We start from the raw sequence: 25,468 nt of genomic DNA, 5'->3' as shown, positions 1-25,468 counted from the left end.
TTATTTATTCATTTAAAGACCAAATTAAAGCCTTTTCTTTTGTTGCTCTGAAAATGGTATTGTGTTTTTCGTTTGGTGCGTCCAAATATTCCCAAGTCAATTCTGCTGGAGCATTTGTTTTTAAAGTTTTATCAACACTCTTGGTGAATTGCGAAATGTCTTCTGCGCTAGAACCCGCAAACCAAAGTTTTAAATTTTGGTCGGGAAATTCTGATAATAATGAATCTGCATTTTTTGCTAAAAAGTGATTATTCCACCAAAGAGAAGGATCCATTGCGATATAAAAATCAAAAGTATTAGGTTTTGTAAAAAATGTTTCCATTACAAAAAGTCCTGCGAGTGACTCTCCAATAATTCCTTTTCTGTTTGTTGTTCGGTATTCTTTATTGATTTTCGGCATTAGTTCTTCTGCGATAAATGCTCTAAAGTTTTTTGCTCCATCTGTTACGGGGCAAAATTGCTTATCATATTCAGCTTCCGAAAACCCTGTTAAATCTCGTCCTCTTTCAGTATTCTCAATTCCAACTAATATAAGTGGTGGAATCTTATTTTCAGACAGTAACTTATTCAGCGTATTTGCAATATGTGGGAAATCTTCTTTTATTCCACCGTCTGGCATATAGAGTACTGGAAAACTCTCAACCGAATTTTTATAATTTGGTGGTGTCCATATGTTAATTACTCGTTCTTCATTCACAAATTTTGATGAAATTGTCAAACTATCGTGCTGAGGAATTGGGTCATTATAAACCATTTCTTTGTTTTTACAACTAATTGTCAAAATTGTGGTTAATAGAAGGAAGATTGTTTTTTTCATATTTAGTTCGTTTTTTTAAATGTTTTTCAACTCCCATTAATAACGTGTAAATATACTTGTATATCAACTGGTTAACCTAAACACTTAGTTGTATACAGTCGTTTTTTGATGCTATAGAGTAGTAGCAATGCATCATACCATTGTTGGCAAGTATTTTTAATTAAACTCAGTTTTGGGCCATCCACACCTCATTCTCATTGAACTTGATTCAGAATTTAGATCTTTTAATATGTTTGTAAATAACGAATCCATTTCATATTCTTCCTTACTCATATTACATCTGAGAAAATGTATTATAATCCATTTGTCAATATTATTAAAAGTTATTCCTCCTTTTCGAAATACTTGATAGAATGGGAATAATTCCTTTTTATCTTGTTCTGATTTTTTTGCTATTGCACTTAATTTATCAAACTCACTTAACGAAATATCATTATCATAGAACTCAATGATTAGAAATTCAGAATATTTTTGAAACTTTTTTATTTTAGTAGAATCTAAAATAGAGTAATACTCTTCTTTCCATGGTTTGAATACTTCATTCAATTCTGCATTTTTAATTTGAAAGGTTGAGTCTATAGTTTCCAATATCTTTTCAAATTCTAATGTAGGTTTTGTGAAATTCAATTCTTTTCCGTTAAATTCAGTTCTCAAATCAGTAGAGTCTTCCTTAATACCAGTCGTGTTGGATTTTTTATCAGCAGTTTTGTTGCAACTGATTAGAATGAAAAAGACTATGACAAAAATTTGGTTTATCATTGCTTAGGAAATGTTGTACAATGTGTTCATGTATGGCTTTTTTCGTGGTTTTAAGCACTAATTCTTCGGTTTATAACTAACCCTATTTTTTATATAGCTTGTTACCAACCGTTTTTTATTTTTTCCGCTTTAATTTCTTCTATAATCTCACTTTTACCTTCCCAGTTATTTTCAACTGTTTTTAAAAGAATTTCTGCTTTGTCCAAGTATTCTCTCGATAATTTTTCATCCTTATTAAGAGCCAACTCATAAAGCGATAAATAAAATTCGTAGTAATTTGGGTAGTATTTTACTCCAAGTTTATAAACTTTAGCAGCATACCCTTCAAGATCATTGTTCCAATATCGAGAAGCAATTCCATTTATATCAGAAATTTCAGGTGGATAGTTATATTTTTGGATTTTAGAAGCCATTTCTATTTTATTTAACTCATCAGTTATTGAACCTGGTTTTTTTATGAGTTTATATTTCAAATCTACTTCAGCAATTTCAAAATAGCGACTTCTGTAATTTTCAAATACTCTTGTTAGTAATGTAGGGACTGCTATAATTGGAACAGAATTATGAGCTGAATAATTAGCTTCAAAAACATTAATCGAATTAAAAAAAGAAGGAAATTGCATTTTTAGTTTATCATATTTCTTTCTATGTTCAACATCTTTATTAATACTTCCTATAGAAATTGAAATTTTTGACTTATCAATTTCTTTCGATTGTTCAAATCCTGCAACAAGCATTTCCATCTGGTCATATGGCGAATTTGCAATTACTGAAGAGTAATAGTCTGGGTGATTGTAAAATGAAAAAAGTGAAAATGACGCAGAAAAAGAGTGCCCGATAATTATTTTATAATCACTAGGATTATATGATTTTATTTCTTCGTCAAGCTCCTCAGTTAAAAATTTATCTAGCGGAAGTTCTGTTTTTAAATCTGTGATAGCACATTCTTTTATTCTGTCTTTTAATGGAATTACGACAATAATAGCACTTGGAATTTCTTTAGTAAATCGTAAATACTTAATATCAGAAATAACAGGTTTAGCAAACCATTTGTGTTGCCCATCAAGTAAATAGATTACAGGAAGTTTTACAGCGTCCGATTTGTATTTATAGAATTCTGGTTTATGAACATAAATTATTCTTTTTTCTTCGAATGCTTTTGAATAGAAAGATAATGTGTCTATTTCCTGTCCATATAATATTGAAGAAATAATAAATAGTAATACGTAAGTTATGTTTTTCATTTTAGATTTTCTCCTAATGGCTGGTAATGGTTTTATATAAGTGTTAGTAATGGGTAAAATACGTGAGTATTTTCCGCTGACACACTAAAGATAGCAAAACGAGTTGAATTTTCTAATCGGAAATTCAGCCGTCATTGCGCTTATATGTTGTTGGTAGTTGTATTTAGTATTCGTAAAATTCTTTTATAGTGAAATTCAATTCGTCTTCTTTAGGCTTAATTAAAGAGTTTAAATAATATCTGTGAAAATAACCATTTAATACGATTATTTTCTTATCATGATATTCTCTAACAAAGTGCAAAATATTTTTAGACATTGTATGATTTCTTAAGTCCCAAAATTCTGAAGCCTTTTTGAAACCTTCAAAATAACTAATACTATCACCATCACTTTTAACGTAATACGTGTCAGAAAAAATTTGATATTCAGACATGATGCCCAAAAGTTCTATGTAATGATATTTTTGCCTAATTTGAGCAATTTTATCTGTTTCAGGATTATTAAAGGCTCGAGCACCTAAATAGGCAAATGAATTTAGATTATCATTTACTTCAAGAAAGTTTTGATAGACTCTATTGTTCAACGAGTTCAGCTGATTATTTTTATAAAGGCTGTCTAATAATTTTAACGCTTTACTATCTGTTGGTCGAGACCCAATTTTTATCCTGTATTCGTTTCTTCCTGTAAATTCGTATGGTCTAACATCCACATCAAAGTTGTTCATATACTTTACAGTGGCAATATTTTCATTACTATTCCAAGTTTTCTTAAAGTTAAAATCTTTAGTAAAGAATGAAGAGTCTACTTCGAAAAGTATTAAGTCTGGCTTAATTTTAACCAATATGTTGTAAAGGCTATCAGGTGTAAAATTTTGGACAGGCTGATGAACAGTTCCGAGAAGTATCAATTCAGTTCTTTTAGTTGTACAACTGCAAAAAAGCAAACCAATAAAAATAAATTCTAAAATTTTTTTCATTCTAATAGGTTTTTAATATTGCTGCCAACTCCCATTATAACGTATAAATGCAATTGTATATCAACTAGTTAGCCTAAACACCTAGTTGTATACAGCCGTTTTTTGATGCTCTAGAGCAGTAGCGAATAAGTTACTTGTTTTTTAACTCAGTTCTTTGTTGACATTTCGTTGCTTTAGTTTTTCTTCTCCTTTTCCGATTGTTTTTTTACGTTATATCGAGTTGAAATTCCTGTAAATGTTCCAAAAAACAAAACGTTAAACACAAATTTCCACATTCTAAAGTTTTCTCCATCGTAATAATCAAATCCTGCCATAATTCCAGCGTAAACAATTCCTCCTACAAAGCCTCCTGTTACAATTGATTTTAATTGTGAATTCATTTTTATTGTTATTCTGCAAATTTTTCAATTCCGATAGAGTAAGCAATTCTGCAAACGAGTTTTAAGTTAAACGTTATTTTAAATTACTTTTTTTTATATTTCTGATGTCCGATATTATTTTTTTCCAAAATCGCATAAAATTTTCTTGGTGAGATTTTCAAGTCTTTTGTTATTTCGCTCACTTTTTTCTTTCGTTCTTTATACAACTTTAAATTTTCGTTTACTTGTTTGTCAAAGTAATGTTTTTTCAGTTTTTCAATGATTTGTAATTCGGTCAAATTTGAGTCATTTGCATACTTTTCAATTTCCGATTTAATGTCTTTTAAATTACTCATAAGTCTCATTTTTAAAGGTTTTCTTCAATAAATGCCAACGTGTTGAGTATGGCTAGTTGCGTTGGCTAGAACTAAGTTAACAAAAAGAAAACGAAACACAGGATAATTCCGCAGGAATTTTATAAGTACACACGAACCGAACAATGAATTATATACGTTGTTGGCAACGTATACTAATTTTTACAAGGTTTGAATTTTCCTCTAAATTCAAGTTTAGTGATATCATCTTTCATTCCTTCTTTTTTTAATTTTCCAGCCAAATAGTATTGAGTTAGATAGATAGAATAGTAACCAATCACTTTTTCAGAATTGAAGGGATTTGAATTTAATTTCAAATCAACGCTGTCAATTTCAAAAAAAGTTTTACTTCCATCATCAACATCAGTAAATTCGCTATAATAGGCTTCAAATATTTCTAATTTTGAATTCAGTTTCAAAGTTATGTAATGTCCATTAAGTCCATTGTCGGTGTAATTATTAATTGTAATAATGTCTTCACCCTTTTTCAATTCAAACATTTTATCTACTAACTCAGATTCTGTTTTACAGTCGTGAGGGAAATACGAATCTTTTTGGTTATATGAATTAATCTCAGTTATTGCTGCTTGTCCCAAATTTTGATTTTTGGAGCAACTTAAATTGATAATAACTATCAAAAGCAGTAAAGTGTATTGTTTCATATGTTGTACAACTTGTTATATAACTTATAAATATACTCATATCTCAACTAGTTAACCAAAAACCCTAGTTATATACAGCCGTTTTTTGATGCTGTAGAATAGTAGCGAATAAGTTACTTGTTTTTTTACTCAGTTCTTTCTTGTACGTTCGCCGTTTTCAATATTCTATTAAGTTAAATTTAATTAATTCGTCTTATAAATCTCTTATCATGTTCATTATTCCATTGCACCTTCCATGTCGAACCATCAATTTGATCAAGTAATATAAAGTTGTAGGAGTTTGGAGTAGGGTAAAGAGTAAACCTCCCGTTTATGTCTTCATCTGTATATACAAGCGAATATTGATTTATGGGTAATTTGCCTTCGAAGCTATTAGTTATAGTATAATGCACTTGCCATAATTTCCATTTCGAGTGTTCAATTTTATCAAAGCCCAAGTGTTTTCAGTTGGAAATAATTTGTAAATGGGAACTTCCAGTTGTTGAATTTCAGCCTTTTTTCGATCTGCTTTTCGACTTCTTGTATAGAGCTTTATATAAAAATAAATTTTCTTCGCAATTAGGAAATCTACAGTTTTGTGTTTTATAAAGCCATATAAGTTAAGTTACTATATAAGCATGGTTTAAAAAAAAACGAATAGATAAAACGTTGAGCATATGTATTGAAGAAACTCATTTACAAAATAAATCTAATATTAAGGTAATGTTATTTTTTTGTAGCTTTTTTCTTATTTATCGGATAAATGTATTAATATTACCGATGAAAAGCACTGAGCTCTATTTAGAATATGTTTTATGCTTATTTATAGATTAATTAAAGTTTAATGCTTTTAGGCTTACAAAATTTTAACGATTACTAATCTTTTATAAACCAAATTTAACCTCAATTTACTTATGAAAAAAACTACATTTCATTTGCCCTTTATTAGAGCAAATTTCTTTGGTGAATTATTTGCTAAAGGTCTAAAGACTTTTATTGTTTTAACTTTATGTTTATTTGTAACTGAATCGTATTCACAAACTCCACCAGTGTTTTTAAACGGGTCGCCCACGGTTACAAACTATGAAAATAATACCTTGAGTATAGATTTTGAAATAGATAAAGGAAATACAGTAGCAGTTGCAGTATTAACAGCAGGATCGCCTACACCGCTATTTTTTGAAGTGCTTATAGCATCACCTGGTTTCCCTGTAGGTGTTGTTAGTAGCGAATATATAGATGGCTTATCGGCAGGTTCTTACACGGCATACATAAGCGGGCTTTCAGATAATACTACATATGATGTGTATTTAACCACATGGTGTGGTGTAACAAACCAATGTTTTGGAGATGTAACATCTATTATAGGTGTTAATACAGGAGCGATTGTACCTACCGATAGTACAGCACCAGTATTTGAAAACGCAACACCTTTAGTAACAGGTATTACTGCATCTGAATTAACTTTGACAACTGATATAGATGAAGAAGGTACAATCTATTATGTGGTTTTACCAGACGAATCTACTTTGCCTTCATCTACAGAAGTTAAAAACGGAACAGGGTCTGGTGGCGCTATGGCTATTTTAAACAATAGTGTAACGGTTTCTTCAGATCCGTTTAGTTATGATTTTAATATCTCTGGTTTAGATGAAGCTACTGCTTACGATATTTATGTTGTAGCGCAAGACAATCAAACTGTACCAAATTTACAAGCTTCCCCTACATTAGTTAACTTTACGACACTAGATATAACAAGCCCAGCGGCTATTCTTACTTCTGACACCTTAGATGATCCTAACAATGTAAATTCTGTTACAATATCTGTAGATTTCTCAGAAAACGTTATGGGATTTGATTTAACTGATTTTTCAGCTACAAATTCAACATTGAGCGCATTAACTACTGTTAACGATTCTACTTATACTTTAATAACTTCTCCAATTAGTGATGGTATTGTTAGTTTACAATTACCTTCAAGTACAGTAACAGATAGCTCAGGAAATGCAAACACAGCATCAAATACCCTAACTTGGGTTTACGATGGCACAGCTCCATTAGGATATGATGTTGATATCGTGCAATCACCTATTAATATAGAAAATGACGATGCTGTTGGTTTTACCTTCTCAGGCGCTGAGGTTGGTACAACCTATAATTATATATTTACCAGTGATGGCGGAGCAGGGACTGTCACAGGCTCTGGTACCATTTTAACAGCGACAGGTGAAGTGTCTTTAATAGACATTAGTTCGTTACCTGACGGGATAATTACATTAAATTTTACATTAACAGATACTGCAGGTAATGAAGGAGCAGCAGCAATTGATTCGGAAACCAAAGATACTATTGCACCAACGGCACCATCGACTCCAGATTTAGATACTAGTTCAGACACTTGTGATTCTGATACAGATGACATTACAACTGTAACAACTCCTACGTTCAATGGTTCGTCTGAGGTAAATGCTACTATAAATTTAATTTCTAATATAGAAGGTAATATAGGAACAACGGTTGCTGACGGTAGTGGAAATTGGTCTATTGTTGCATCAGACTTAAGTTTAGGTTTACATATTATTACGGCAACAGCAACAGATAGCGCAGGAAATACTAGTACAGAGTCTAGTCCTCTCTCTATAACAATTACAGAATTAGACGATGCTAGTTTTTCATACAGTGCATCCACATATTGTGTTAATGAAGCAGATCCTACACCAACAGTTACAGGATTAACAGGCGGAACTTTTTCAACAACATCAGGATTAAGCTTAAATCCAGCTTCAGGAGCAATTGATGTGAGCACATCTACACCAGGTACTTATACTGTAAGTTACACTACTGTAGGGACTTGCTCAAACAGTTCAGATGTGGTAGTTACAATAAATGCTTTAGACGATGCAAGTTTTTCATACAGTGCATCCACCTACTGTGTTAATGAAGCAGATCCTACACCAACAGTTACAGGATTAACAGGCGGAACTTTTTCAACAACATCAGGATTAAGCTTAAATCCAGCTTCGGGAACAATTGATGTGAGCGCATCTACACCAGGTACTTATACTGTAAGTTACACCACTGTAGGGACTTGCTCAAACAGTTCAGATGTGGTAGTTACAATAAATGCTTTAGACGATGCAAGTTTTTCATACAGTGCATCCACCTACTGTGTTAATGAAGCAGATCCTACACCAACAGTTACAGGATTAACAGGCGGAACTTTTTCAACAACATCAGGATTAAGCTTAAATCCAGCTTCAGGAGCAATTGATGTGAGCACATCTATACCAGGTACTTATACTGTAAGTTACACCACTGTAGGGACTTGCTCAAACAGTTCAGATGTGGTAGTTACAATAAATGCTTTAGACGATGCAAGTTTTTCATACAGTGCATCCACATATTGTGTTAATGAAGCAGATCCTACACCAACAGTTACAGGATTAACAGGCGGAACTTTTTCAACAACATCAGGATTAAGCTTAAATCCAGCTTCGGGAGCAATTGATGTGAGCGCATCTACACCAGGTACTTATACTGTAAGTTACACCACTGTAGGGACATGTTCAAACAGTTCAGATGTGGTAGTTACAATAAATGCTTTAGACGATGCAAGCTTTGGTTATAATAGTAGCACTTATGTACAGACAGGAGTTGATCCAATGCCTGTAATAACAGGCTTAACGGGAGGTAGTTTTATCGCTTCACCAGCAGGTTTAAGTATTGATCCTTCTTCTGGATTAATTGATGTTAGTTTATCTACACCAGGAACTTATACTATAACTTACACTACATCTGGAGTATGCTCTAATTCATTTGATGTAGTAGTTGTTATAGAAAGTACGTTATCTCTTAATGACAATAAAACATTTGCAGAAAATTTGTCAATTTATCCAAATCCAGCAGAGAATGTACTATTTGTAAATAACACCAGTAATGTTGCTATAGACACGGTTAAAATTTATGATTTGCAAGGAAGACTTGTAAAATTTGTGACTTTTGCTAAATTAGAAAATGGTATTAATTTACAAGATTTAGAGTCTGCTTCATATTTTATGGTTTTAACTTCAAAAGAGAATAAGACTGTAATTAAACGCTTTATAAAGAAATAAAAGTTTTTTAACTGTATAATTAATTTTTAAAGAGACTGTCTAACAAAGACAGTCTTTTTTTTTTAAGTTATAATTTGTTTTTACATTAAAACGAGTAGGTGAGCAGCAGAAGATTTTACACATAATGTTTTTTGAGTTTCAATAGGCTTTAAAACAAATAAAAAACTAGCCCAAGCCATTATTTCTTATAACTATTGTTATGTAAAGCATTTAGTTTAGACTTTGTCTATATTCATTGGGGCTCATTGTTGTTTTCTTTTTCAGATAGATTGGCACAATTTATCATCTTAAAGCACCTAATTAGTAAATAAAAACCGAATAGAAAATCCGTGAGACAAGAGCACCTAGTGCGAACTGTGCTTAATCAAGTTTTCAGAAGTAGGCGAGAACAAGCAATTACTTATAGCCATTGTTGTACAACGTTTTTATTTAATATTCTTTTCAGAATTCAGTTGGTTTTTCACTTTTTGGTTTTTCAATATAATTCTTTTGAATTCTTCAAAATTCCCATAATTATTCGGTGAATCTTTAATTTGTTCGTAAATGAACGATTTGTCTATTTGAGGAAAAATAATGACCGTTTCGCCAAATCTTAAATCAAAAAGTTTCATATTAAGAAGTAAAGTAGAAAACCCATCTGGACTTGCTGAAAACACCCAGTCAAATTCATTATTTTTTACTTTAAATATTCCTTGTGCTGTTAAATACGGATAATTTCGAGAATCTACTAATGTTGTTTCTTCTGCATCCTTGTCATTTGTCAAAATAAGCAAAGTCAGTTTATCGATTATCCTTTCACTTTCTGGATTTTCATATTCTCCAATTCTAATGCCTTTGAAAATCACGGAGTCCAATTCAATTACAAATGGTATACTGGAAACAGCATAGTCATAGTCAGCTACGGGAAAAGGTGATTTGTTTAGAGGGTAACTCTGAAAAATTTCAGAATACTTATTATATGTTTCAATGTCTTGATTAAATAACTCCAAATCCCATTTGGTGCTATCAAGATGTTCATTGGCTCTAATACTTAATTTTTCAATATCCCATTTGTTTACTTCAGTATTCTTGTCAAGTGAATCGAGTTTTTCTTTCTCCTGACAAGAAGAAAAAAGAAGTCCAAATATTATTGTTATCAGTATCTTATGCGTCATTTTTTAATGTTTTACAACTCGTTATAATAACGTATAAATATACTCATATCTCAACTAGTTCACCTAAACACCTAGTTATACACATTGTTATGTACTGGCAAAATTCAGAACCTCAAACTAAAAATCCAAAATTGCCATATAGCGATTCCAACCATCAAGATTAGATATATTAAGAAGAAAATTCCGTAATTTTTGTTTAATACTAACTGTGATTTATTTTCTTTTTTCTCTATTTCAATATTTCCCCAATTCCGAATCATTAAATATGAAATCACTGTGGAGATTATTAAAGCTACATATTCCCAAATACAAATTCTTCCAATAACATAATTTGGTAAATCATTTCTAAAATAGGGATTGATAATTAGTAAGGCAAATACAGCCCAAAGAGAGAAAATTAAAAGAGTTAAAACAGTATGTAATATTATTCTCAACAATTATTTAGTTTCTAGCTTGTAGGTAATGGTCTCGTATAACCGTCAGTTACGGGATTAAAGTTAATGATTTTCGGTTAAGAACTGATGTTAGCAATTCCGAGTGGATTCGGACGTAGTCGAATCCGCCGTAATTGCGGTTATACATTGTTAGCAACTGGCATTTTTTCCACGATATTATTCAATTCAGTTTCTCTTTGAGTTCCGATTAGAAATTTTTTTCCGTTTTTCAATTCTATCGCAAGTCCTTTATTTCCTTTCATATTGTATACTGTTCCGTATTTAGTCCAAAGTCGTATTCCCCAACCTCCAACAAATCCATAATTCACAACTTTCGTGTTTTTTATTTCATTCCATTCAACTCTCTTTTTAGTAAAAGGGAAGAAATTCATTTGAATTCCATTTTTGTCAATTGAGGTTTTCAATTTCATAATAAGGAAAAGTCCGATTAACGACAAAACGAATACCGAAAATATTATTAATCCAAGGTCAGACATTGGCTTATCCCCAAATTTTTCTCCTAAAATCAGTTGTTTATAAATTCCGAATATTGGTAAAATTCCAATTGGAATTAAAATTAACCAAAGCCACCATTGGGTAAATTTTTGTTCTTCTTTGAATTCAGTTTTCATCTGCGTTCGGATTTGCTTGTTGCTAACTCATTATAACTTATAAATATACTCATATCTCAACTAGTTAACCAAAAACACTTAGTTATATACAGCCGTTTTTTGATGCTATAGAATGGTAACGAATAGTTACTTGTTTTTTAACTCAGTTCTTTGTTGTGTACTGTATGGATTAATCGCAAAGTTCGTCGAACATAGTTGAAATTACTGAATCATTAATAGAACAACATATCAGATAATTATTTGGCCATCCATTTGTGTAATATCCGAAAGAATTTTCAAAATTTTCACCATCTGGAAAGGTATAATTGAGAAGATATGATCCATCAACACGATCTATGTTATCCATATCTAAAAATTTTATTAAAGTTTCATTTGGACTAATACTATCAAAACTTACTTCAGAATTGATTCCTGCAGAAATCGATACGTTATAAATTGTTAGATTAGTATCATTTTTTATCGAAACATCAATTCCTTTTTTACCAAATCCACATGAATTCAGAATTAGGAAAAATGTAATTAAAAATGAAGAATATCTCATGTTGTACACAACGTGTTTGTGTATGATTTCGTTGTATTGGCAAGGACTAAGTTAGTAAAAAGAAACCAAACCAGAGAAAAATTCCGCAGGAATTTTACGAGTACACACAAACCGAACAATGAATTATACACGTTGTTGTGAGTAGTTGTTTTTATTTAGGTAATTCAAAAGTTTCTTTCGAAATATTTGTTGAGAAGTCAATTTTTTTTACAGTATGAATCATTTGCATTCCCATTTGAGTGTTTTCGTATTCTATGGGTAATCCTTCAATTAGTTCAAGTCCAGCTACTCCAAAATTATACTTAAAACTAAGTTTTGTATTTGGGTCATACCAAACCACTCTTTTTTCAGTACTCCCTTTACTTTTTAGTTTTATTATAGCTTTTTTACAGTTTGTTCCAGCAATTAACTTAGTGTCATCTAGATATTTTACTTCAATTTTGCTGTACTCACTATTAGTGTTTTTAAGTGCATTGTTATTTTGTTGCTTTTGAATTTGTCCTCCCATATCAATAGTAATATACATAATGTCAGTAGAACTGAAATAGTAAGTGTTCATAACCATTCCTTGTTGATTACTAGTAGACTTTACCTTTCCATCCTTTATATAGAAGGAAAGATTATTTTTATATAACTCTTGACCTGCCGTAGTTTTGATTTCAACTTCCTGCTCAAGAATCATTTGTGGTTGTATTGTTTGAGCAATTGTAGCCTGAGTCAATCCGAAAAACAAAAAAATGAATAAATAAATAGTTAGTTTCATAAAACAATAATATTTGTGTTAAACAATAGTGAAATCCAAAAATAAATCACTTTTGGCTTAAACAGTGTTATCGTTTGTTAATGAGTGTTAAATATTATTTTTTCAGGAAAATTCTTGCATTCATTGTTTTAATTACTCACAACGTGTTTGTGTATGATTAGTGGCGTATTATAGCAAATAAAAACCGAATAGAAAGTCCGTGAGGACTTTCGTAAATAGGCTAAAACCAGCAATTAATTTATACGTTGTTGGCAGTAGTATTTTTTATTATTTTCAGATTGTTAAAATCAGAGTTGTCAATTATAATATCAGCAATTTTTTCAGGCTCGTTTTCGTTTAAATACATTCTCGAAGATTTATGATAACGTTTTTCGTACTTTTCTTTCGTTAAGTCAATTCCTCCGAGAGAGTTTTTATCTCTTTCAATACCTCTTTTCATTGCAATTTCAAAACTTGTTTTTAGATAAATTTTCAAATCCCAATGAGTTCTATAATTTGGTTTAAACAGATATGCACCATCTGTTATTAAAATCGTATTATTCTCTAGTTCTATTGGTTCTAAATTTAAATATTCGTCCGTTTCTAAATCATGCGTGGCACTTGTGTAATTTGGAAATTCTGATTGAGAAGATTTTAGTACTTTTTCCACAAATGCTATTTCGTCATAGGAATCTTCATAATATCCTTTCGCAGAATCACGACCTTGCTTATATCTTACTTCTTTGTTAAAATGAAATCCATCTATAGAAACTTGGATTGCTCTTATATTTTTTGAATTTAGATATTCAGTTAGTTTTTCAGCCATTACAGTTTTCCCAGTTCCTTCAATTCCGTTTATTGCAATTCGGACTGGTTTTTTTTTGTCTTTTTGAATGGATAAAATTCTGTTTGTTATAAGTTCAAATGTTTCTTTTTCGCTCATTGTTCTATATTACTGCCAACTCTCATTATAACGTATAAATATACTCATATATCAACTAGTTCACCAAAAACACCTAGTTATATACAGCCGTTTTTTGATGCCATGAGTACTAGCAATGAATTATAAACGTTGTTGTAGCACATTACTTATATTCATATTTATTCCGCCAAATATCTTCTCCTTTCAAAAAGTCAAGAAGTATTTCAATCATTTGTTCCACTGTTTCGATTGGTTTAACCATCAATATGTGGTCATCGTCTTTTGTAAAAGTAGAAGCCAAACCATCTTCGTTTAAACTTCCACTTACATGCAAAGCATTATTATTTTCGTCTTCCAGTTGAACAATATGAAATTCATTCCAATTTATAGAATTCATTATATTTCTTATAATTCCACTTGTTACATTTTCCGAAATTATTTTTACATCTTGTCCAAAATTGTGAAAAACTATCAATCTTAAATTCCGCTTTTCTATATAATTTTTTACATTTTTAAGATTCTTTTTATTTGGTTTCGTATTTTGGATTAACTTTTCTTTGATTAATAAAAAACTCACAATTATAAAAATTCCTATTCCAACAAAAAATAACCCATATTTGAATAATCCTGTTAGAAATAATACAGGGAAGTCACCATAACGTCCTCTTTCCGATTTTTTAACGAGCTCAGGTATAATATTAGAATTCTCCAAAAAGTAAAATAAGACAATACATAGTAGACTAATTGTATAAAGTCTTAAAATTTTGAAATTCCGTTTGTTCATTAATTATTTGTCAAATGTACCTAACGTGTTTGTGTATGATTACGTTGTGTTGGCAAGGACTAAGTTAGCAAAAAGAAACCAAACCAGAGGAAAATCTGTAGGATTTTCCGAGTACACACAAACCGAACAATGAATTATACACGTTGTTGTATGCAGTTTATTTCTTTTGGATTATTCCGTAAACCACACTCAAAATGAGATATATTACAATTGCAATTATGAAAGCATTTAATTCAATTTCCCTATCAGTTTGAAGACTAATAATTTCCGATATCATTCCACCTATAATAGCACTAAGCAAAAACCTTTTCCACCATTTATTTATTAAAATCATACTATTAACTTTTCATTTAATATTTTCTTAATGATTAGTTCTCCTACTTTCAAAAGACCTTCATTCAGCTCAATTTTTTGCCCTTCACTTACTACGATATTAAAACCTTCATTGTCACTAAAAGAAAACTTAAACTTACATTCGCAACTTTTACCAAGTTTAAGAACATCTTTATTTATGAACCAAATTGCATAAGAGTGATTAGCAGTTTCACCTTCTAAATTACAATTAGCTCTATATCCACTTTGTACAGGAAAAGTTCTTCCTCCACTTTTAATGTAAGTAACAGTCCCTAAAAGGTCAGGTTTAATCATATCTCAAATTGCATACAACTCGTTATATAACGTATAAATATACTCAAATCTCAACTAGTTCACCAAAAACACCTAGTTATATACAGCCGTTTTTTGATGCCATGAGTACTAGCAATGAATTATACACGTTGTTGGCTGCTGTTAATTCATATTATTGAATACTCTTTGATTCAAAATTTTTCTGAAATTGAAGAATTTTTGAAAGAATGAGGAGGCACCTTAAAAGTGTAAGAACTAAAATCGTAATAGCTAATATTACAAAACAAAGTAGAATTATTTTATCTAAAGAAAATAATTTAAAAAGGAATCCAATTATTGAAATGAATATTAGTGATTTGACACAATCTTTTAAATAATTTGCCGTTTGATAATATAGGTTTGAGGCGAAAAAAATTTCAAATCTAGAATCTTTTCTATCAAATTCTTCGATTTTTTTTGTGCTACTACTTTTAAACGTAATTATCAATGTTAAAAAGGTAAGAATAAATCCAGCACTTGTAAATCCTAAGTTAGAAATGTCACTCAGAACACCTTTTGTATCTTCTAACGGAATAAGTTCCAATAGTTTTAATTTGAAATAGAAAAAAGGAAACAATGAAAGAACTAAACCCAAAAAATAATCCCAAAAAATGGGTCTCCTAAAATAAAAATCAAAAATTCTACTTTTCATATTCTCTCACAAATTCGTCAAAATCATCTTTTATTAACTCATACCAATCCATTGATCTTTTAATCGTATCGATTTCTATTTCCTTTATAATTTCTTTTTTTCCTTTTAAGAGATTAAATATTTGGTCTAAACCTTGTTTGTCCTCATATTCCACTACGAAGTTGTCAAATAAATCAATATGAAATGCACGACCTCTAAATGTTTTTAACATATCTAATATCCAATTATTAGCATGTTTATTTAGTTCATTTGATCTTACAGTTTTGCCTGGAGTATAAAATGAAGCTTCTAATTTTAAGGTCTCTGGTTTTAATTCATTGCCTAATTGGTTCATTTGGGAGTAGTATTGACCAATAAGAACTGTATCCATCTTTGAAAAATTCTTAGGCTGAACTTTTATGTCAAATTTCAATACATTCTTCAAATTCTCTATCGTATCATCCAATGGAACATCCATTATCATTTGTAATCTTGTGGCTGTAGCAATCTTAAGTTCTTTTGCAATTTGTCGTAAATAATACTCTATATCACTAAACCTCGCTCCTTGATAATGAAATTGAACACACATTAGAGGAGCATTTAAACTGTAATCAATAAAAAAATGAGTTTCTTCCGCAATTGTACCTTTCTTTATAGAAGATAAAGGTTCTAAAGTAAATTGGCCTTCTGGCTTGAATTTTGGTTTAATACCATCTCTCAGTAGAGCAATCGAACATCTTATTCTTTTGTCTTTCGGAATATGAACAACTCTATTCATAAACATTTGTCTGCTTACTCCTTTAGATCTGTTCTCGAACCTATCAATTAGTAACCCCTTACCTTCTGATTTCATATTGCCAACGTAATTTACAATCTGACGCATGATATCATTACTTGATATTGGTTGGTTCTTGTAGGGAGTAAATCTCAATGTAAAAAATTGAAATTTTACTTCACTTAAGCGATTTATCATAAAATATAAATATTATGTAATAGGGAGTTTTCAAATCTAACAATTTAATCTAAGAGTTTAAAATAAATTCTTTCTTAATCAATTGCAGCCAAACTCGTTATATAAGTTATAAATATACTCATATCTCAAATAAGTAACCAATTATAGTTTTTCGCTTTAATCATTAACCAAAAACACCTACCTATTTACAGCTGTTTTAGGGCTTTAAATGGCTTTTTATTGGCGATGCTTAAAGATGGCTTCGAGAATGCTCCCAAAACTTCGCATTTTTAAAATATACATACAAGCGTTTCTCGAACAAGTCTCGAACAACACTCGAAGAAAACCTACCAAAAAACGCTTTTTGGGCGAAAAATTGTGTCAATTTGTGTCAATCTGTGTCAATCTGTGTCAATTTGTATCAATTTGTGTCAATTTGTGTCAATTTGTATCAATTTGTATCAATATGTGTCAATTTGTGTCAATTTGTGTCAAGGTCTTGGTTTTAAAGTGTATAGCACCTACATTGGCAACATTATTAACCCTAAATCTATGTATTATGGCCACATTTGAAAAAGGCATACTAGGTGGTTTCTCTGGAAAAGTCGGCAATGTTGTCGGTTCGCGCTGGAGAGGCAAAAACGTGATGCGTAGTTTACCACAGCGTGGTAGCTACACACCAACAGAACTACAGTTAGAACAACGTAAACGTTTTAAAACTGTCATTACTTTTATAACGCCTATTAAAGGCTTATTAAGTAAATATTTTGGTAAACCGCAAGGGGATAAGTCTAGGTATAACTTGGCAACGTCTTACCATTTAACCGAAGCACTAACTCCTATTCCCGATGGCTTTGCTATTAACTACCAAAAGGTATTGATTAGTAAAGGCGATTTAAGAGGCTTGCAACAACCTAATCTGGCTGCTGCTGCCAATCAGGCTTTAGACTTGACTTGGGAGGATAATAGCGGACAAGGTAATGCTGCGGCAGACGATGTGCTTATAGTGGTGGTGTATGCCGCTAACGAGCAATTGTTTCAGGTGTTTAATCCTGCGTCAACTCGCGATCAAGCTGCTGTTCAACTTAGCTTACCTGCTTTTATGGCTGGTTTTGAGGTTGAGGTTTGGGCTAGCTTTGTTAACCAAACAGGTAAAGATGCTGCTGTTAGTAGCTACTTAGGTACAGTTACAGTGCTGTAATGACTATCCTTTATTGGTATAGAAAGAGACTGTATAAAGCGTTGTTGTAATAACGCTTTTAACAGTCTCTTCTTGTTTAGCTTACTGGCATCGTGAGATGATACAGGGATTATGAATATGCTAAGCTAAAAATAATATAACATTATTGGTTTTGGTCGTTTATATTAAAACCTTGTAAGGCTTGGTTTTGCAAGATGTTATTTATTAAATGCTTCGGAAACACTAAGGTGCCTCCCAATTTTAGGCTAGGTATTTTATTGGCTTGTACCAAACGATTTACGGTGCTTCGGCTTATTTTTAAATGTCGTGTCACGTCTTTAAGGCTTAACCACTCTTCGTCTTTACTTAAAGCTTTGTCTAAAGGTAGCGCACTTGTAAGCTTGTTTGGCTGTCTCTTCATATCAAACCTGTTTTTGTTGGTGCTACTAAAGTAATTACAATACATAGATTATTTTCTAAATAATTTTGTAAATTATTAACAGGTACTTGTTTATAAGTTGCTGGTTATTGGGTATTTAGTGGCTTGGCTTGTGTTAGCGTTATGCTGTCATTCCGAACGAAGTATGAGGAGGAATCTCATTCGATGATTACAACCAAATTGTCATTCAGAGCACCGCGAAGGATCTTATAGTGATAAGATTTCTCGTCGTTCATTCTTCACTCTGTCGAAATGATAACGGTATGATTTGCGTTGTGTTGCTACGTATAAGTGTTTAGTGGCTTAACTTAAGTATAAAAAAAAGCCACAATTTACTGTTGTGACTTTTTAAATTTGAGCTTATAGCGATTCATGCATTACCATGTAATTGCATATCATGGCTATTAGTTGTTTTTTCTTAGGTAGGTGTTTACTTCAATAGCAACATCTTCCCAAGTTTTACTTACACCATCAGGACCTTTATGCAGGTCAAAACAAATCTTATTAAGAGAGGCTAGGGCTTCTAAAGCATTCCAATCTTTAAGTTGCATCACACCAGTCATTTTTACACGTCGCTCATCGGTAATAGTGACGTCTAAAGGCAGGTTGTTGGTTTCGCCATTCATGGTAAGTGTTGCAGCATAGTTGCCATTGGTATAAGTGATTTTTCCGCTAATGAGTTCGGTGTTTAGCATGGCACCAAAAAAAGAGGCTTTAATTTTTGCATCTCGTCCTTCATCTTTAGTAAAAAGGCTTTGTATTGGAATAGAAAATTCTAAACCATTAAGGGCTTCTTCTGGCGAAGCTCCTTCTTTATTATCGAAGTTTACTGTGGTAAATTCACCTCCAACCGCAACTTTATCGGTAGTTTTATAGGCAGTCCATTTCACAGAGGTCGCTTCAGGTTTTATAACATAGTTTTCGGTAGCTTCTGTGGTGTCGGCAGTTGTGTTTTCATTATTCTTATCGTTTTTACAAGCTGTTGTAAATAGTATTAAAAAGGCTAAAACGGTAAATTTTAGATGTTTCATGTTTAGGTTTTATATTAAAATGGTTTTATTGTTTTATTTCTCCGCAGGCAAGTATGGTATCTCCTTTGTAGATTACTATAGCTTTGCCTAAAATGTTTTTAGATTGGTCGTCGCAACCAATACACCAGTCTTCGGTAATTTTAGTCATAGTACCATGACCATCTTCATTAGCCGTAAAGGTAACAACGCCTTCGTTTAAACCTTTCCAGATGTTTCCAGAAGAACTGCCATCGTTAGCTGAGCAATCGGCTTTTTCGTTTATATGTAAGGCATGTTCGCCAGGGCTTAAGCCATCAACGACTGCAATCATGGTTATGGCACCTAACTCTTGTTTAAAAACAATGTTTCCTGTAACATTGCTTCCGCTTTTAGAGCTTAAAGACATTGCTACTTTTTTGATGTCATTATAATGAGCAGGTTTTTCTTTTATTTCGGTTACTTTTTTGGTTTCAGAAGGATTAGTCGTTTCGGTAGAAATTTCAGTTGTGTCTTCTACAACAGTTTCGGTGTCTTTTTTATCACTTTTACACGAGGCAATCAAGCAAAATACAATCAATAGGCTTAAAATATGATGTTTCATAGGTTATTTGGTTTTAGTGGTTATTTGAAATTTAAAGATAAGGATTATTTAATTCGATATAAAATTAATTAAAGTTTACATATCTGCATGATAAATATCAGTTTTATTCTAAAGCTAAGGCATTACCTTTACTGCATAATTAAGAGTTGCCAATACATTAATAAAGCGCTCACAAACAAAAACACTAAACCTTTTTATTATGAATAAAATAATTGTACCAATAGATTTTTCTAAGCATTCTGAATATGCCTTAGAAGCTGCTTCAATTTTAGCTAAAAAGAACAATGCCGAAATTTTAGCATTACACATGTTAGAAATGGCTAATAATATGCTTATTGACTCTGAGGATGATCAACAAATGCAAACCATATTTTATTTAAAACTAGCCGAAAAAAGATTTCATGAGTTTTTAGATAAGGCGTATTTAAAAGATTTAAATGTAACGCCAATTGTAAAGCACTTTAAAGTGTTTAGCGAAGTTAACGATGTCGCAAAAGAGCATCAAGCCGATTTAATTGTTATGGGTTCTCATGGCTCAAGTGGTTTAAGCGAAATATTTGTAGGTTCAAATACCGAAAAAGTAGTGCGTCACTCAGAAATTCCTGTACTTATTGTAAAGCAGAAACCAGTAAATTTAAAATTTGAAACCGTAGTTTTTGCTTGTGATTTTTCTGAAGAAATGATACAGCCTTACTTAAAAGCGTGTCAGTTTTTTAATGAGACACCTTCAAGTTTAAAACTGTTATATGTTAATTTGCCTGGAGCACGATTTAAAAGCTCTACTGAAATGGAAACCACTGTAGCTAACTTTCTAGAAAGGGCAGATGGTAATCTTAATAAAATTAATGACATACACTATGTGTCTGATTACACTGTTGAAGAAGGTGTATTAGCTTTTGCAAATATTATAGGAGCAGATTTAATAGCGATGCCAACACATGGTCGTAAAGGTATTGCTCACTTTTTTAGTGGTAGCATAGGCGAAGACATTGCAAACCATTCTATACTACCAGTCATGACATTTAGAATATAATAGCAAGGTCTTTAAACAAAAAAGAGTTAGATGATCTAACTCTTTTTTTGTTTGTGTGTTTTAAATTAAAATTGTTCTAGCAAATACTGTATTAAATCGGTTGTGGTAACAATACCAACGAGTTGTCCGTTATCAACTACAGGTAAGGCATGAAACTCGTTTTTAGTTAAAATTTCTGCCACATCTTTAATGGTAGTTTCTGAGGTGACAGTCACCACATTTTTAGTCATCACTTGATCTATTGTAAACATGTTATAGACGATTGTATCGACTTCGGTTTCGTGTTCGTTTATAGCATCGGCAAAACTAATGCGAAGCAAATCGGTATAACTCAACATGCCAATAATTACTTCTCCCGAAACTACAGGGATATGTCTTATATGGTGTTGTTTAAATAATTGTTCGGCAGTTTCTAAATCATCGGTTCTATTAACTGCAATGATGTTTTTGGTCATTATAGTTGACACTGGTACACGTTTTTTCATAATGGTTTAGGTTTTAATTTCTCTATTAAAGGTATCGATATACTGCATTTAAAACTATGACAAAAGTCATAAAAGCAAGACGACTAATGCTTTAACTTTGAATGTGTTAACCAAAACAGATTTAGAAAACATTAATTCATAACAAATGATAAAAGAAGTGACTAAACCGATATCATACACCACTAAAGATAGAATTTATTACAGCCAAAATAATAACATTAATGGCACTACTTTAGTTTGTATTGGTGGTGTTCATGGCAATGAACCAGCTGGTGTTTATGGACTTCAAAAAGTAATTAGTGATATCGTGGTTAACAACATAAAGTTTAAAGGTAACTTTTATGCTTTATTAGGCAATATGGAAGCTTTAAAAGAAGGTGTTCGATATCAGGATTTTGATTTAAATAGACTATGGACTAAAGACGAAATCATGTCTATATGTGATGAAGACGATGGTTATTTTGAGTTTGAAGAGCAACGAGAACAATGCGAACTATATAACACTATAAAAGCCATTTGTAAGAGTCATCAAGGCAATTTTGTGTTTATAGATTTGCATACCACATCATCGCCAACAGTGCCTTTTATAACCATTAGCGATTCGCTTAATAACAGAGCTTTGGCTAATAAATTCAATATTCCTATTGTTTTAGGAATTGAAGAGTATTTAGATGGACCTCTACTGTCGTATATTAACGAGTTTGGTCATGTGTCTTTAGGTTTTGAAGCAGGACAGCATGAAGATGAAAACGCTGTATTGTATTGTGAAGCTTTTATATGGATGGTTATGGAAAAAATAGGCATCGTATCTAAACACGAGTTCAATTATAAAGCTTATAGTAGAATGCTAACAATTGAAAACGGATTTTATGAAATTGTTTACAGACATTGTCTATCTGAATCTCACCACTTTAAAATGAAACCTGGATTTAAGAACTTTAAACCCGTTATGAAACACCAATCATTGGCTTATGATGGTGTAAGCGAAATTAAGAGTCCGTTTAACGGATTGATATTTATGCCCTTATATCAAGCCCAAGGTGAAGATGGTTTTTTTGTGATTAAAAAGCTTTCTAAGTTTTGGTTGGTACTGTCTGCCATGCTTAGACGCTTTAAGTGTCATCGGGTTTTAAGATTATTACCAGGTATTTCTAAACATCCAGAAAATGAATACTGTCTAATTGCAAACCGAAAAATAGCCTTGTTTTTAACCACCAAAATATTTCATTTGTTTGGTTACAGAAAAAAGCTCATTATAGACGATCAAATTCATTTTATTAAGCGCGACCGAAAGATTACAGCTTTTATTTAAGGTTTTACTGTCGTCTCATTTTACCAGTAATGTTTTCAATGTTTATTACAAAAACAATAGGAATATCATTTTTGGCAATTTTAGCTGAGAACTCACTTATAAAGTTTAAATCTCTTTGCTCTTTATTTAAAATGATGTCTTTGATACCTAAAGAGAAATCGTGAAGTAAGACCTTTGCTGCACTGCCTTCAAACTCTTCATAAGTGCCATGTACAGCAATAGATTGCCAATGACTTACAGAATTGATATTAGAAACTTCTAAGGTAATTGGCGCATGCTTTCGCATGGCATCAATTTTATGTCCTTCGCCAGAATAGCAAATAATTCTATTATCCTTATAAAAATAGGTGATAGGAATCACATAAGGCTTGTTTTTATAAATGTAACCCAAATGACCAATATAGTTTTGTTTTAAAAGGAGTTGGCAATCTGCTTTGTCTAAATTTTTGATCATAATTGTATGGTAATTTTAATTAACATGAAACAGCAATAAAGGCAGTTGTATTACTTTGCTCAATTCTATGGTTGGTGTTTCAGTAAAAAAACGTTTTATAAAAGATTTGTCATGCACAATCAAACCAACCATGTCAATTTGATATGTGTTAAGATAATTGATTACTGCTTGATAAAATGAAACCTCGTTTTGAGTGGTGTACTCACAATCTAATGCTTTTAACTGCGCTTTATCATCTGGTAAATGATTAGAAACGGACTCACTTTTAAGGGTTCTTAATACATGCAATTTATAATTGAAGTGCTTAGAGTAGTTTTTAATGACCTCTAGTTGATGAGGTTTTAAATTGTCGTCAACCTGCAAAGGCAATAAAACATTTGAAATGGGTTTAAACTTATAATCATTTGGAATGACGAGTGTTTTACACATTACATTTCTAATGACATTAACCGTATTGCTTCCAAAAATAATTTCTTTAGCACCTGTAGCTCCATTAGATCCCATAACTACAAAGTCAACCTCATGCTTTGTTATGGCTTGATTAACAGCATCGGTAAAGATGTCAAAATCAACAATGGTTTTAAATTCGTGTTTAGCATTGTGATAGGTCTGTTTCAACTCATTTATGAGTTCATCAATTTTTTGCTTCGGGATTTTGGTAAAAGATTCGTAAATACTTTCAGTTGAAGATGACATTAAATCATCTGAAATAAATGTACCAACTTTATGAACGTTCATAATATGGAACGTACAGCTTTCAGATTCAAAAAAACGCATTGCATAATGAATGGCATTGGTTGCACTTTTAGAAAAATCGGTAAGTAATAAAATGGTTTTCATAAGGCTCTATTTTGTTAGCTATAAGGTACTAAAACATAGTTATAAAAACTATGACGAACATCAGTTTAACAGATGGGTTTCAATACTAATGGCAATCAATGGTACTCGAGGTTACATCAACAATTGGAGCAGGAGAGAGGTAAGGAATACCTAAACCCATACCTCGAATAATAAAAAGCAATCCAATAATTACAACAAATACAGGAATGGCTTTTTGAATGCGTTGCTTAACCGTTGAGTTTAAGAATTTACCTAAATAAATAGCTGTGGTCATTAACGGTATTGTACCCAAACCAAATAACATCATATACAAGCTGCTTTCAACAGCGCTAGACATGGTTAACGAAGCAAAAACGGCCATATATACTAAGCCACAAGGCAAAAAACCGTTTAAAAAGCCAATGGTTAAAAAGGTATCTGCCGTTTTCTTTTTAAGCGCTTTTCCTAATGAAGATTTTACTTTAGAAATAACGCGATATAGTGGTTTAGAAAGGTTGTATTTGTTAAAGGTTTGAACAGGAATGAGTACCACCACAATCATTAACACACCAATAACAATCGATAATTGTTGTTGTATACCAAAAAGGTATAAGCTCTTTCCAATAAGTCCGAAACATAGGCCAATGATGGCATAAGCCAATAAGCGACCTATATGATATACAGAAATTTGAGTTACTTTTTTAAACGAATTACTTCGGTCTACAGGCAACATAAAAGCTATAGGACCACACATGCCAACGCAGTGAAAGCTACCTAATAACCCAAATATGAGAGCAGACCATAACATTTAATACACAATTTCTTTTTTGTAGAGATACGATTTTCCATTATATTTCCAATCGACTTTAATGTTCCAACGACCATCCAACAAACGTTTGTCAGGTATGAGCAAATTGTGGTCAGACAATGAAATTGAGCTTTCAAAGTCTACTTGTTTGTTAGATGGTCTATATAGGAACACTTTACCTTCAATTGCTTCTGCTTTTAATTCTTTAGGAAACGAAACCACCAAACCTTCTTGCGTGCGTTTCCATGTAATATCTGAGATTAATGTTTTGGCATTGTTTTCTTTATCAATATCGTTTTGATATTCTAGTTCAGCTTTGTAATAATCTTCAGTAACCAAGTCATGGTCGTATTTGTTGTTGGTATTCATTCGTATGACGAAAAACATGATAAAGCTTATAAAGCCTATAAATGCCAATACAATTGCAGTTCCCCAATTTAGTTTCATAATCTTATTTTTTTTGGGCATTACCCTTTTTTCATTTCATTTAAAAGCGTCAGGCTTTACACTATATCTTTTTTATCGCAATTCTCGATACACCTTACTAAAGTAAGGCACTCGAACTGACGTTAAAAAAGGATGCCGTT

Annotated in this window: 27 protein-coding genes; 4 read left to right on the top strand and 23 right to left on the bottom strand. The window is 31.8% G+C overall.

Annotated elements, in window-relative coordinates; all coding sequences use genetic code 11:
• Positions 1–4 precede the first annotated feature (4 nt).
• From ACP15M_RS04420 to ACP15M_RS04390, 7 genes are all read right to left on the bottom strand, one after another.
• Entirely contained in the window at positions 5–817 is an 813-nt protein-coding gene (locus ACP15M_RS04420; RefSeq protein WP_425075963.1) for an alpha/beta hydrolase, read from the bottom strand.
• 156 nt (positions 818–973) lie between these two features.
• Positions 974–1,576, bottom strand: coding sequence for a hypothetical protein (locus ACP15M_RS04415; RefSeq protein WP_425075962.1), 603 nt, complete (start codon positions 1,574–1,576; stop codon positions 974–976).
• 101 nt (positions 1,577–1,677) lie between these two features.
• Positions 1,678–2,820: an alpha/beta hydrolase-fold protein gene (locus ACP15M_RS04410; protein ID WP_425075961.1), complete on the bottom strand. Its 1,143-nt coding sequence runs from the start codon at positions 2,818–2,820 to the stop codon at positions 1,678–1,680.
• 163 nt (positions 2,821–2,983) lie between these two features.
• Complete coding sequence (locus ACP15M_RS04405) at positions 2,984–3,796, bottom strand: hypothetical protein (RefSeq protein ID WP_425075960.1); 813 nt, start codon at positions 3,794–3,796, stop codon at positions 2,984–2,986.
• 173 nt (positions 3,797–3,969) lie between these two features.
• Positions 3,970–4,176: a hypothetical protein gene (locus tag ACP15M_RS04400; RefSeq protein WP_425075959.1), complete on the bottom strand. Its 207-nt coding sequence runs from the start codon at positions 4,174–4,176 to the stop codon at positions 3,970–3,972.
• 83 nt (positions 4,177–4,259) lie between these two features.
• Positions 4,260–4,511, bottom strand: a complete 252-nt coding sequence (locus ACP15M_RS04395; RefSeq protein WP_425075958.1) for a hypothetical protein — start codon at positions 4,509–4,511, stop codon at positions 4,260–4,262.
• A 173-nt stretch (positions 4,512–4,684) separates the two neighbouring features.
• A complete protein-coding gene (locus tag ACP15M_RS04390) occupies positions 4,685–5,191 on the bottom strand; it encodes a hypothetical protein (RefSeq protein ID WP_425075957.1) in 507 nt (168 codons plus the stop codon).
• A gap of 893 nt (positions 5,192–6,084) precedes the next feature.
• Between ACP15M_RS04390 and ACP15M_RS04385 the strand changes: the two genes are divergently transcribed.
• Positions 6,085–9,282, top strand: coding sequence for an Ig-like domain-containing protein (locus tag ACP15M_RS04385; protein WP_425075956.1), 3,198 nt, complete (start codon positions 6,085–6,087; stop codon positions 9,280–9,282).
• A gap of 425 nt (positions 9,283–9,707) precedes the next feature.
• On the opposite strand, the gene ACP15M_RS04380 is transcribed toward ACP15M_RS04385, so the two are convergent.
• The 8 genes from ACP15M_RS04380 to ACP15M_RS04345 form a co-directional block, all read right to left on the bottom strand.
• On the bottom strand, positions 9,708–10,436 hold the full coding sequence (locus tag ACP15M_RS04380) for a hypothetical protein (RefSeq protein ID WP_425075955.1): 729 nt from the start codon (positions 10,434–10,436) through the stop codon (positions 9,708–9,710).
• Positions 10,437–11,010: 574 nt separating this feature from the next.
• Positions 11,011–11,514 carry a phosphoethanolamine transferase domain-containing protein gene (locus ACP15M_RS04375; protein WP_425076061.1) on the bottom strand — a complete coding sequence of 168 codons (504 nt, stop codon included), beginning with the start codon at positions 11,512–11,514 and terminating at the stop codon, positions 11,011–11,013.
• 157 nt (positions 11,515–11,671) lie between these two features.
• The gene (locus ACP15M_RS04370) at positions 11,672–12,043 is read right to left on the bottom strand and encodes a hypothetical protein (protein ID WP_425075954.1); all 372 of its coding nucleotides are present in this window, start codon (positions 12,041–12,043) and stop codon (positions 11,672–11,674) included.
• 151 nt (positions 12,044–12,194) lie between these two features.
• Entirely contained in the window at positions 12,195–12,806 is a 612-nt protein-coding gene (locus ACP15M_RS04365; RefSeq protein ID WP_425075953.1) for a hypothetical protein, read from the bottom strand.
• Positions 12,807–13,044: 238 nt separating this feature from the next.
• A complete protein-coding gene (locus ACP15M_RS04360; protein ID WP_425075952.1) occupies positions 13,045–13,728 on the bottom strand; it encodes a hypothetical protein in 684 nt (227 codons plus the stop codon).
• A 142-nt stretch (positions 13,729–13,870) separates the two neighbouring features.
• Positions 13,871–14,419, bottom strand: a complete 549-nt coding sequence (locus tag ACP15M_RS04355) for a hypothetical protein (protein WP_425075951.1) — start codon at positions 14,417–14,419, stop codon at positions 13,871–13,873.
• Between the two features lie 402 nt (positions 14,420–14,821).
• Positions 14,822–15,139, bottom strand: a complete 318-nt coding sequence (locus tag ACP15M_RS04350; RefSeq protein WP_425075950.1) for a hypothetical protein — start codon at positions 15,137–15,139, stop codon at positions 14,822–14,824.
• A gap of 659 nt (positions 15,140–15,798) precedes the next feature.
• On the bottom strand, positions 15,799–16,671 hold the full coding sequence (locus ACP15M_RS04345; RefSeq protein WP_425075949.1) for a hypothetical protein: 873 nt from the start codon (positions 16,669–16,671) through the stop codon (positions 15,799–15,801).
• Between the two features lie 628 nt (positions 16,672–17,299).
• Between ACP15M_RS04345 and ACP15M_RS04340 the strand changes: the two genes are divergently transcribed.
• On the top strand, positions 17,300–17,941 hold the full coding sequence (locus ACP15M_RS04340) for a DUF6266 family protein (RefSeq protein WP_425075948.1): 642 nt from the start codon (positions 17,300–17,302) through the stop codon (positions 17,939–17,941).
• A gap of 142 nt (positions 17,942–18,083) precedes the next feature.
• Here the strand turns inward: ACP15M_RS04340 and ACP15M_RS04335 are convergent, their stop codons facing one another.
• The 3 genes from ACP15M_RS04335 to ACP15M_RS04325 all read right to left on the bottom strand — a co-directional run bounded on the left by ACP15M_RS04335 (position 18,084) and on the right by ACP15M_RS04325 (position 19,970).
• Positions 18,084–18,341: a helix-turn-helix domain-containing protein gene (locus ACP15M_RS04335; protein ID WP_425075947.1), complete on the bottom strand. Its 258-nt coding sequence runs from the start codon at positions 18,339–18,341 to the stop codon at positions 18,084–18,086.
• A 422-nt stretch (positions 18,342–18,763) separates the two neighbouring features.
• Positions 18,764–19,390 (bottom strand): YceI family protein, encoded by a 627-nt coding sequence (locus ACP15M_RS04330; RefSeq protein WP_425075946.1) that lies wholly within the window; start codon positions 19,388–19,390, stop codon positions 18,764–18,766.
• Positions 19,391–19,415: 25 nt separating this feature from the next.
• The gene (locus tag ACP15M_RS04325; protein WP_425075945.1) at positions 19,416–19,970 is read right to left on the bottom strand and encodes a superoxide dismutase family protein; all 555 of its coding nucleotides are present in this window, start codon (positions 19,968–19,970) and stop codon (positions 19,416–19,418) included.
• A 199-nt stretch (positions 19,971–20,169) separates the two neighbouring features.
• Between ACP15M_RS04325 and ACP15M_RS04320 the strand changes: the two genes are divergently transcribed.
• Entirely contained in the window at positions 20,170–21,003 is an 834-nt protein-coding gene (locus ACP15M_RS04320) for a universal stress protein (RefSeq protein WP_425075944.1), read from the top strand.
• 65 nt (positions 21,004–21,068) lie between these two features.
• Here ACP15M_RS04320 and ACP15M_RS04315 read toward each other — a convergent pair whose 3' ends face one another.
• Complete coding sequence (locus ACP15M_RS04315) at positions 21,069–21,488, bottom strand: CBS domain-containing protein (RefSeq protein WP_425075943.1); 420 nt, start codon at positions 21,486–21,488, stop codon at positions 21,069–21,071.
• Positions 21,489–21,633: 145 nt separating this feature from the next.
• On the opposite strand from ACP15M_RS04315, the gene ACP15M_RS04310 reads away from it, so the two are divergent.
• Positions 21,634–22,800, top strand: a complete 1,167-nt coding sequence (locus ACP15M_RS04310) for an aspartoacylase (RefSeq protein WP_425075942.1) — start codon at positions 21,634–21,636, stop codon at positions 22,798–22,800.
• Between the two features lie 4 nt (positions 22,801–22,804).
• On the opposite strand, the gene ACP15M_RS04305 is transcribed toward ACP15M_RS04310, so the two are convergent.
• From ACP15M_RS04305 to ACP15M_RS04290, 4 genes are all read right to left on the bottom strand, one after another.
• Complete coding sequence (locus ACP15M_RS04305; protein ID WP_425075941.1) at positions 22,805–23,254, bottom strand: pyridoxamine 5'-phosphate oxidase family protein; 450 nt, start codon at positions 23,252–23,254, stop codon at positions 22,805–22,807.
• Between the two features lie 15 nt (positions 23,255–23,269).
• Complete coding sequence (locus tag ACP15M_RS04300; protein ID WP_425075940.1) at positions 23,270–24,094, bottom strand: universal stress protein; 825 nt, start codon at positions 24,092–24,094, stop codon at positions 23,270–23,272.
• A gap of 85 nt (positions 24,095–24,179) precedes the next feature.
• On the bottom strand, positions 24,180–24,881 hold the full coding sequence (locus tag ACP15M_RS04295; protein WP_425075939.1) for a sulfite exporter TauE/SafE family protein: 702 nt from the start codon (positions 24,879–24,881) through the stop codon (positions 24,180–24,182).
• Positions 24,882–25,328, bottom strand: coding sequence for a FixH family protein (locus ACP15M_RS04290; RefSeq protein WP_425075938.1), 447 nt, complete (start codon positions 25,326–25,328; stop codon positions 24,882–24,884).
• Positions 25,329–25,468 lie beyond the last annotated feature (140 nt).

Source organism: Psychroserpens sp. S379A (assembly GCF_049800755.1).
Taxonomy (GTDB): Bacteria; Bacteroidota; Bacteroidia; order Flavobacteriales; family Flavobacteriaceae; genus Psychroserpens.
This window is presented reverse-complemented; position numbering and strand designations above follow the sequence as displayed.

Coding starts and splice junctions, on each gene's coding strand:
- ACP15M_RS04305 (WP_425075941.1), bottom strand. CDS start 23,254: ATGATCAAAAATTTAGACAAAGCAGATTGCCAACTCCTTTTAAAACAA.
- ACP15M_RS04395 (WP_425075958.1), bottom strand. CDS start 4,511: ATGAGTAATTTAAAAGACATTAAATCGGAAATTGAAAAGTATGCAAAT.
- ACP15M_RS04350 (WP_425075950.1), bottom strand. CDS start 15,139: ATGATTAAACCTGACCTTTTAGGGACTGTTACTTACATTAAAAGTGGA.
- ACP15M_RS04295 (WP_425075939.1), bottom strand. CDS start 24,881: ATGTTATGGTCTGCTCTCATATTTGGGTTATTAGGTAGCTTTCACTGC.
- ACP15M_RS04290 (WP_425075938.1), bottom strand. CDS start 25,328: ATGAAACTAAATTGGGGAACTGCAATTGTATTGGCATTTATAGGCTTT.
- ACP15M_RS04420 (WP_425075963.1), bottom strand. CDS start 817: ATGAAAAAAACAATCTTCCTTCTATTAACCACAATTTTGACAATTAGT.
- ACP15M_RS04380 (WP_425075955.1), bottom strand. CDS start 10,436: ATGACGCATAAGATACTGATAACAATAATATTTGGACTTCTTTTTTCT.
- ACP15M_RS04370 (WP_425075954.1), bottom strand. CDS start 12,043: ATGAGATATTCTTCATTTTTAATTACATTTTTCCTAATTCTGAATTCA.
- ACP15M_RS04415 (WP_425075962.1), bottom strand. CDS start 1,576: ATGATAAACCAAATTTTTGTCATAGTCTTTTTCATTCTAATCAGTTGC.
- ACP15M_RS04310 (WP_425075942.1), top strand. CDS start 21,634: ATGATAAAAGAAGTGACTAAACCGATATCATACACCACTAAAGATAGA.
- ACP15M_RS04335 (WP_425075947.1), bottom strand. CDS start 18,341: ATGAAGAGACAGCCAAACAAGCTTACAAGTGCGCTACCTTTAGACAAA.
- ACP15M_RS04325 (WP_425075945.1), bottom strand. CDS start 19,970: ATGAAACATCATATTTTAAGCCTATTGATTGTATTTTGCTTGATTGCC.
- ACP15M_RS04360 (WP_425075952.1), bottom strand. CDS start 13,728: ATGAGCGAAAAAGAAACATTTGAACTTATAACAAACAGAATTTTATCC.
- ACP15M_RS04315 (WP_425075943.1), bottom strand. CDS start 21,488: ATGAAAAAACGTGTACCAGTGTCAACTATAATGACCAAAAACATCATT.
- ACP15M_RS04300 (WP_425075940.1), bottom strand. CDS start 24,094: ATGAAAACCATTTTATTACTTACCGATTTTTCTAAAAGTGCAACCAAT.
- ACP15M_RS04390 (WP_425075957.1), bottom strand. CDS start 5,191: ATGAAACAATACACTTTACTGCTTTTGATAGTTATTATCAATTTAAGT.
- ACP15M_RS04400 (WP_425075959.1), bottom strand. CDS start 4,176: ATGAATTCACAATTAAAATCAATTGTAACAGGAGGCTTTGTAGGAGGA.
- ACP15M_RS04405 (WP_425075960.1), bottom strand. CDS start 3,796: ATGAAAAAAATTTTAGAATTTATTTTTATTGGTTTGCTTTTTTGCAGT.
- ACP15M_RS04320 (WP_425075944.1), top strand. CDS start 20,170: ATGAATAAAATAATTGTACCAATAGATTTTTCTAAGCATTCTGAATAT.
- ACP15M_RS04345 (WP_425075949.1), bottom strand. CDS start 16,671: ATGCGTCAGATTGTAAATTACGTTGGCAATATGAAATCAGAAGGTAAG.
- ACP15M_RS04410 (WP_425075961.1), bottom strand. CDS start 2,820: ATGAAAAACATAACTTACGTATTACTATTTATTATTTCTTCAATATTA.
- ACP15M_RS04340 (WP_425075948.1), top strand. CDS start 17,300: ATGGCCACATTTGAAAAAGGCATACTAGGTGGTTTCTCTGGAAAAGTC.
- ACP15M_RS04365 (WP_425075953.1), bottom strand. CDS start 12,806: ATGAAACTAACTATTTATTTATTCATTTTTTTGTTTTTCGGATTGACT.
- ACP15M_RS04385 (WP_425075956.1), top strand. CDS start 6,085: ATGAAAAAAACTACATTTCATTTGCCCTTTATTAGAGCAAATTTCTTT.
- ACP15M_RS04330 (WP_425075946.1), bottom strand. CDS start 19,390: ATGAAACATCTAAAATTTACCGTTTTAGCCTTTTTAATACTATTTACA.